At 72.2% G+C, this 8,031-nt stretch carries 7 protein-coding genes; 5 read left to right on the top strand and 2 right to left on the bottom strand.

The genetic code is table 11. The features are described 5' to 3' along the window. Window positions 1–603: 603 nt before the first annotated feature. Window positions 604–1,449, bottom strand: coding sequence for a glycosyltransferase (locus RIN75_RS40635; RefSeq protein WP_309117446.1), 846 nt, complete (start codon window positions 1,447–1,449; stop codon window positions 604–606). 60 nt (window positions 1,450–1,509) lie between these two features. On the opposite strand from RIN75_RS40635, the gene RIN75_RS40630 reads away from it, so the two are divergent. Genes RIN75_RS40630 through RIN75_RS40610 form a run of 5 tightly spaced genes read left to right on the top strand, consistent with a single transcriptional unit; the run spans window position 1,510 to window position 7,180 of the window. Then, window positions 1,510–2,430 carry an NAD-dependent epimerase/dehydratase family protein gene (locus tag RIN75_RS40630; RefSeq protein WP_309117445.1) on the top strand — a complete coding sequence of 307 codons (921 nt, stop codon included), beginning with the start codon at window positions 1,510–1,512 and terminating at the stop codon, window positions 2,428–2,430. Between the two features lie 31 nt (window positions 2,431–2,461). Then, complete coding sequence (locus tag RIN75_RS40625; RefSeq protein ID WP_309117444.1) at window positions 2,462–4,075, top strand: carbamoyltransferase C-terminal domain-containing protein; 1,614 nt, start codon at window positions 2,462–2,464, stop codon at window positions 4,073–4,075. Further along, window positions 4,072–5,025: a glycosyltransferase gene (locus RIN75_RS40620; protein WP_309117443.1), complete on the top strand. Its 954-nt coding sequence runs from the start codon at window positions 4,072–4,074 to the stop codon at window positions 5,023–5,025. Before RIN75_RS40625 ends, RIN75_RS40620 begins: the two co-directional genes overlap by 4 nt. Next, window positions 5,022–5,984 (top strand): glycosyltransferase family 9 protein, encoded by a 963-nt coding sequence (locus RIN75_RS40615; RefSeq protein WP_309117442.1) that lies wholly within the window; start codon window positions 5,022–5,024, stop codon window positions 5,982–5,984. The genes RIN75_RS40620 and RIN75_RS40615 overlap by 4 nt, the downstream gene beginning before the upstream one ends. Next, a complete protein-coding gene (locus RIN75_RS40610) occupies window positions 5,942–7,180 on the top strand; it encodes a UDP-glucose/GDP-mannose dehydrogenase family protein (RefSeq protein ID WP_309117441.1) in 1,239 nt (412 codons plus the stop codon). Before RIN75_RS40615 ends, RIN75_RS40610 begins: the two co-directional genes overlap by 43 nt. Here RIN75_RS40610 and RIN75_RS40605 read toward each other — a convergent pair. Continuing rightward, window positions 7,177–8,031 carry a GNAT family N-acetyltransferase gene (locus RIN75_RS40605; protein WP_309117440.1) on the bottom strand — a complete coding sequence of 285 codons (855 nt, stop codon included), beginning with the start codon at window positions 8,029–8,031 and terminating at the stop codon, window positions 7,177–7,179. The genes RIN75_RS40610 and RIN75_RS40605 overlap by 4 nt on opposite strands.

Here is an 8,031-nt window from a genome sequence, read left to right as displayed (position 1 = left end):
GGCGGCGGGGCCGGGGTGGCGGGCTGAGCTGGCGGTCAGGGCCGGGTTGGCGGCGGCGGGCGGCGGCGGGCGGCGGCGGGCGGCGGCGGGCGGCGGGCGGCGGCGGGCGGCACCGGCGTAGGCAACGGTTGCGACACCAGCAGGGGCGGCAGGCGAGGGAAATCGGCAGCGGCGGCGATCGGCAGCGGTCGCGCTCGCCGGCAGCAGGGTCGGCGGCAGCAGGGTCGGCGGCAGCGGTCAGCAGCGGAAGTCGGCGGCGGTTTGTGGCTGGTTGGCGGTCAGGGCGGGACTGGCGGCGGGGCCGGGGTGGCGGGCTGAGCTGGCGGTCAGGGCCGGGTTGGCGGCGGGGCCGGGTTGCGGCGGGGTTGGCGGCGGGGCCGGGGTGGCGGCGGGGGGTGTGGCTGGGGATGGGGTGGTGGGCGGGTTTGGGGTGGTGGGGGTGGGAGGTGGTGGGTGGGGCCGGCCGGTGCCCGCGTTCCTCTTCTCTTCACGGGACGCGCGAGACGCGGTTTGGTCGCAGATCCTGTATGTCGCTCGATCGGGTGGTCTACGCGACCACGGCAAATGGGGGTATCAGCAGCACCCACCCAGGCTAGTTCGAACTCACGCCATCAAATCGATCTGGCTTTCAACATGTGGAGGAAGCCGGTGACGCGACCTTAACGCGCGGGGAAGTCGCACCAGAGCCTCCCCGAGAGCGCCGCGTGCGGCAGGGTCGTGCACGGCGCGTCGGGTCAAAGACAGAGCTGCGGCCACGGCCACCGACGGAGGACGCCGCAGCCACGTGGTCAACAAGTCGTTCCGCAGCTCCCGCCGCCGCCCCGCCCTCGCCGACCCCCGCACACGCGACGGCTGGTGGTGCGCAGTCACCGAATCGACGTAAGCGCACGCCCACCCCGCCGCAGCCATGTCCCAAGCGAACAACCGCTCCTCCCCGCGGAAGAACAACAACGGGTGGAAGCCCCCGACCTCCAAGAAAGCCCGCCGCCGCACCACAGCCCCGCAGCACAAGAACCCGAACACCGCCGGACCAGGCAAGTCCGGCGACCGACCCAACGGCGACGCAGCCATCTCGAAGCAAATCGGGTCCACCCGGCCCTCGGGCTCGATCAGCGTCCGCGCCGCGATCAAACCCAACCGTGGATGCCCCGCGAACAGCCGCTCCGCCCGAGGCAAAGCGTCCCTCGCCCACCACGAATCATCATCACAAAACGCCACGTACGGCGTACGAGCCCGCCGAACCCCGAAATTCCGCGCGACCGCCCCCAAGTTCCGCCCCAACGCCACCACCGACACCCGGGGAAAGCTCGAAGCCCGCCGAACCGACTCGTCCGACGACCCGTTGTCCACGACCACCACCGGCACGTCCAACGCCGCCAGCCGCCCCAACGTCCGCGTCAAGTCCGCCACGCGGTCGCGCGTGGCGATCACCACCGTCGTCCCCTCCACCGCCGGGTACTACCCGAGCAACAAGTGGTTACACCCCGAATCCACGGGTAGCTCCACGACATGGGCTTCGAACGAGCGGTCGTGACCGGTGGCGCCGGGTTCCTGGGTTCGCACGTCTGCGAAGCGCTCCGCGCCCGCGGCACCGCCGTGACCTGCGTGGACGACTTCCGCACCGGGTCACCGGACAACGTGCCCGAAGGCGTCGGGGTGGTAATCGCCGACGTCGCCAAACCCCTCGACCTGCTCGGCCCGGTCGACCTCGTCATGCACCTGGCCTGCCCCGCCTCTCCCGTCGACTACCTGCGCGACCCGGTCGGCACCATGAAATCCGGCGGCCTCGGCACGCTGCACGCCCTCGAACTCGCCAAGCGCAAGAACGCGCGGATCGTGGTCGCCTCCACCAGCGAGGTCTACGGCGACCCGCTCGAACACCCCCAGAAGGAAACCTACTGGGGCAACGTCAACCCCATCGGCCCGCGCAGCGTCTACGACGAGGCCAAGCGTTTCGGCGAAGCCCTGACCTGCGCGTTCCGCCGCGAATACCAGACCGACACCGGCATCGTGCGGATCTTCAACACCTACGGCCCGCGCATGCGCACCGACGACGGCCGGATGATCCCCACCTTCTTCAGCCAAGCCCTGGACAACGAGCCGCTGACCGTTCACGGCGACGGCAGCCAGACCCGATCGCTCTGCCACGTCGACGACCTGGTCCGCGGCCTCGTCGCCATGGCGCACAGCGACCACCCCGGCCCGATCAACCTCGGCAACCCCGAGGAGGTCACCGTCCTCGAGGTCGCCCGCCGGGTCATCGAGGTTTGCGGCAGCGAGTCCGAGATCCGGCACGTCGCCCCCATGGAGGACGACCCGCGCCGCCGCCGCCCGGACATCTCGCTGGCCCGCGAGGTCCTGGGCTGGGCACCCCGCATCGACCTCGCCGAAGGGCTTCGCCGTTCGTTTGACCGACATCTCGTCGGGTAGTCGCCAGCCAACCGGAGGAAAGGGGACGACCGTGCGCGTGCTCGGGATCAACGCGATCTTCCACGACCCCGCCGCGGCGCTCGTCGTGGACGGACACGTCGTGGCCGCCGCCGAGGAGGAGAGGTTCTCCCGGCGCAAACACGGCAAGCGACCGGTGCCGTTCTCGGCGTGGGAGCTGCCGGAGCAGTCGGCCCGCTGGTGCCTGGCGCACGCGGGCCTGTCGCCGGGCGACCTGGACGCGGTCGCGTACTCGTACGACCCGGCGCTGGTCGAGCCGAACGACGTGCCGTGGGAGGACCTGCGCACGGAGTACGCCCGCCGCGCGCCCCAGTTCCTGGCCACCGCCCTGCCCGGCCTGGACCCGGGCATCGTCCGGTTCGTGCCGCACCACGTGGCGCACGCCGGGTCGACCGGCCTGGCGGCGCCGTTCGACGGCGACTGCGCGGTCCTGGTGTCGGACGGGCGCGGCGAGTGCGGGTCTCACCTCGCGGGCAGCTACCGCGGGCACCGGCTGGAGACGCTTGCAGCTCAAGAGCTACCCCACTCCCTGGGCCTGCTCTACGAGGACCTGACCGAGCACCTGGGCTTCCTGCGCTCCAGCGACGAGTACAAGGTGATGGCGCTGGCCTCCTACGCCAAACCCGTGCACCTGGACCTGATGCGCGAGCACATCAAGGCCACCGACGACGGCGGATTCCACGTCACCCCGGTCGACTGGGCCACCCTGGCCAAGCGGCGCGGAGCGGACGACGAGATGACCCGCGAGCACGCCGAACTCGCCGCCAGCGTGCAGGTCCGGCTGGAAGAAGTGCTGCTGGACCTCGTGCGCTGGCTGCACGAACGCACCGGGCAGCGACGGCTCACGATGGCCGGCGGCGTGGCGCTGAACTGCGTGGCCAACACGCGGATCTACGCCGAAGGGCCGTTCGACGAGGTCTGGGTGCAGCCGGCCGCCGGTGACGCGGGGACCGCGCTGGGCGCGGCGCTGCACGTGGTGGCGGAGGCCGGTGAGCCCGCCGCGGCCATGCCGGGAGCGGACCTCGGGCGCGGCTGGACCGACGACGAGGTCGAGCAGTGCCTGACCCGGGCGAAGATCTCCTTCGAGGAACCGGCGGACGTGGCCGAAGAGGTCGCGCGGGCGTTGGCGGAGAACCGGGTCGTGGCGTGGTTCCAGGGCCGCAGCGAGTACGGTCCGCGCGCGCTGGGCCGCCGCTCGCTGCTCGCGAACCCCTGCTACGCCGAGAACCTGGAGCGCATGAACGACGTGAAGGGCCGTGAGCAGTTCCGGCCGATCGCGCCGATGGTGCTCGCGGACCGGGCGTCCGAGCTGTTCACGCGCGGCCCGTTGCCCAGTCCTTACATGCTTTTCGTGCACGATGTCCGTCCCGAGTGGAGGGACCGCATCCCCGCGGTCGTGCACGTGGACGGCACCGCACGCGTGCAGACCGTGGACCCGGCCACCGAGCCGTTGATGGCCCGGGTCCTGGAGGGTTTCGCCGCGCGCACGGGCGTGCCGGTGATCGTGAACACCAGCCTGAACACCGCCGGGCGGCCGATGGTGGACGACCCGCGCGACGCGTTGGAGTGCTTCGGCGCAGCGCCGGTGGACCTGCTGGCGATCGGGAAGTTCGTGGTGCGGCGATGAGTCCCGATTACGCCGTGGTGATCCCGACCGTGGGCCGGGCGAGCCTGAGCGTGGTGCTGGACGCGCTGGAGCACGGCTCCGGACCACCGCCGCGCGAGGTGATCGTGGTGGACGACCGGCGCGACGCCGGCGGTCCCCTGCCGCCCACGCACGGCGCGCGCGTGCTGCACACCGGCGGGCGCGGCCCGGCGGCGGCCCGCAACGCGGGGTGGCGGGCGGCGTGCTGCGAGTGGATCGCGTTCCTGGACGACGACGTCGTCCCGCCGCACGACTGGAAGAAGCAACTCGCCGAGGACTTGGAGGCGGCGGACTTGGACGTGGGCGCTTCACAGGCCCGGATCACCGTGCCACTGCCGGAAGACCGGCTGCCGACGGACTGGGAACGCGGCACCGCGGGCCTGGCCGACGCGAAGTGGATCACGGCGGACATGGCCTACCGGCGGGCGGCGCTGGTGCACGCGGGCGGGTTCGACGAGCGGTTCCCGCGTGCGTACCGGGAGGACGCGGAGCTGGCGTTGCGGGTCCAGCAGCACGGGTACCGGATCGTGCGCGGTTCGCGGCGGACCACGCACCCGGTGCGCGAGTCGGACTTCTTCGCGAGCCTCCGGCAGCAGCGGGGCAACGCCGACGACGCGTTGATGCGCCGGTTGTTGGGTGAGGGCTGGCGGTCCCGGATCGGCGGGCATCCCGGCCGGTTGCGGCGGCACGTGGTGACGACGGGGGCGTTTGCTTTGACTGTCCTATTGGGACTGTTGCGGTCGCGGTTCGCGTTGGTGACCGGTGCGGTGTGGGCGGCGTTGACCGCGAAGTTCGCCTTGGAACGCATCGCTCCCGGGCCGAAGACGCGCGATGAGGTCGTGCGCATGCTGGTGACCAGCGTTGCCATCCCGCCCGCCGCGTGCGTCCACCGGTTGCGCGGCGAGTTTCGGCACCGGGCGGTGCGCCCATGAAGGTGTTGGTGTTGCGCGCGTTGGGATTGGGCGACCTGCTGACTGCCGTGCCCGCGTTGCGCGGGTTGCGGCGGGCGTTCCCGGACGCGGAGATCACGCTCGCCGCGCCGGGTTGGCTGGCCGACGCGGTGGACCGGATCGACGCGGTCGACCGGCTGCTGCCCACCGAGGGTTTGGAGCCGATCGACTTCCGGGAGCCGGACCTCGCGGTGAACCTGCACGGCCGCGGGCCGCGCAGCGTGGATCTGTTGCGGGTGACCGGGCCCAAGCGGCTCATCACGCACGGGACGCACGTGCCGTGGCGCGACGACCAGCACGAGATCGACCGCTGGTGCCGGTTGTTGGCCCGCTACGGAATCCCCGCCGACCCGGAGAACCTGCACCTGCCCCCGCCCGAACCGCGCCCCGGCATCCCGACGGCCCGCCAGAACGCGGACGACTCCACCCCGCCGGGTGGTGCGGACATGCCGGTGCGGAGCGGGCCGATCGTGGTGCACCCCGGTGCGTCGCACGGCGCGCGGCGGTGGCCGGTGGAGCGGTTCACGGCTGTCGTGCGGGCGATCGGTGCGGACGCCGTGGTCACCGGGAGTCCCGCCGAGGCGGGGCTCGCGCGGGCCGTGGCGTCGGCCGGTGCGGGGCGGGTCCAGATCGGCTCGTTGGGCGAACTGCTGGACCTCGTGGCGAGCGCGCGGGCGGTGGTGTGCGGTGACACCGGTGTCGCGCACGTCGCCACCGCCTACGGCACGCCATCGGTCCTGCTCTTCGGCCCCGTCTCACCCGAGCACTGGGGTCCGCGGTCCGGGCCTCACAAGGTCCTGTGGCACGGTCGGACCGGCGACACGTTCGCCGACGAACCCGACCCCGGCCTGCTGGAGATCACCGTCGAGGAAGTCCTGACGGCGTTGGGAGGTGTGTCGTGGCCCGGATCGGTGTCATCGGCGCGGGCTATGTCGGTCTGACCACCGCCGCCTGCTTCGCCCACCTCGGTCACCAGGTGGTGTGCGCGGACGTGGACGCGGGCAAGGTCGCGGCGCTGCGGCGGGCCGAGGTGACCGCCCACGAACCGCGACTGGCGGAGCTGGTCGCCGATGGAGTGGCGGATGGATCGCTGGAGTTCGTGCTGGGCAACGGTCCCGCACTGTCCGGAGTGGACTTCGTGTTCCTGTGCGTGCCCACCCCCACCGGCGAGGACGGCGCGGCCGACCTGAGCGCGGTGGACGCCGTGCTCGCCGAGACCGATTTGTCCGAGTGCGTGCTGGTGGTGAAGTCGACCGTGCCGCCCGGGACGGCGGACCGGATCGCCGCGAGCCAGCCGGTCCCGGTGGTGTCCAACCCGGAGTTCCTGCGCGAGGGTCACGCGGTGGACGACTTCCTGCGCCCGCAACGGATCGTCGTCGGCGGCGAGGAGGAACCGGCGCGCCGGGTCGTCGCCCTCTACCCCAACGCGCCCGCCCTGGTGACCGACCGGGCCAGCGCCGAGCTGGTCAAGTACGCCAGCAACTGCTTCCTGGCCATGAAGCTGTCCTACGTCAACAGCCTGGCCGAGCTGTGCGAGCAGTCGGGCGCGGACATCGAGGACGTCACCGAGGGGATGCGGCTGGACGAGCGGATCGGGTCGGCGTTCCTGCGACCCGGCCCGGGGTGGGGCGGATCGTGCTTCCCCAAGGACACCAAGGCACTGCTGTCCGCTTCGGACGAGAAGCACGTGGACTTCTCGTTGCTGCGCGCGACGATCGACACCAACGAGCGCCAGGCGCACCGCGTGGTGGACAAGGTGCGTGCGGCGGCGGGTCCGTTGCGCGGCGCGAAGATCGGCTTGCTGGGTTTGACGTTCAAGGCCGGCACCGACGACCTGCGCGACTCGCCCGCGCTCGCCGTCGCCGACCTGCTCGCGCAGGAGGGTGCGGTGCTGACCGGCTACGACCCGTGCGTGGACCACGATGCGGGCCCGGTGCACGTCACCGATTCGCCGCTGTCCGCCGCCCGGAACGCCGCCGCCTTGGTGGTGCTGACCGAGTGGCCCGAGTTCGCTGAGCTGGACTGGCCCGCTCTGGCCGCCGGCATGTCCCAGCCGGTCATCGTGGACACCCGGAACCTGCTGCCCGTGGACAAGGTCACGGAAAGCGGTTTCCAACTGGTGGCGCTCGGCCGTTAGGCGTCCCTGGTCAGGTCCCGGACCTCCGGGCGCGGCTGGAAACCCGCCGACCGGTAGGTGGCGACGGCGGCGATGTTGGAACTCGGCGTGCAGACCAGGGCGCTCGACGAGCCCATCTGCCGAAGTGCCGCCGCCGCTGCGGTGGAAGCCGCTTTCCCATAGCCACGTCCGCGATGGTCCCGGTGCACGCCCATCGGTTCGAGCAGCCCGGGCCTGCCCGGCCCGGCCGACCACACCGTCACCGCCGCCACAGCGTCGCCCCCGTCGTAGGCGACCAGGGAGTGCGCGTCGGTTCCGGCCGCCATCGCGTGCCAGCGCTCCTCGCTGAACGTCGACCCGTCGAACGACGCCCGGATCACCCCGGCGAACACATGCGCCTGCTCCGGCCCGACCACCTCGATCCGCACGCCCGGGTCCTCGACCGGCTCGGTGAGGTCGCGGCGCAGCGGTGTCCACGGCTCGTCTGCGACCCAGCCGAAGTCCGGCAGCAGGTCTTGGAGCAGCGCGTCCATGGGCGCTTCGACGCTCACCCGGCCGTCGGGCAGCACGCCGCGCTCCGGCTTGGTCACGTCCTCGACCACCTGCCGCGCCAGCTCCTCGCCCCGCCGGACGTCGGGCGCGGTCGCCATCCGCAGCGACGTCGGACCGTCGAGCAGGCCGACAGCCAGGATCCGCCCGTCCCGGCGCCACGTCCGGACCGCCGCGGCCGTCGCTTCCGGCCCAAACCGCCAGAACCAGCCGACATCACCCGGGTGCAACTGCATCGGCGCGCCTTCGCGCTGCCACTCCCCCAGCGCCTCCAGGGCCTCGCCCAGTTCGTCGACGGCCGGCGTGCCCAACACGATCCCCAT

The organism is Saccharothrix sp. (genome assembly GCF_031180885.1).
Taxonomy (GTDB): Bacteria; Actinomycetota; Actinomycetes; order Mycobacteriales; family Pseudonocardiaceae; genus Actinosynnema.
This window is presented reverse-complemented; position numbering and strand designations above follow the sequence as displayed.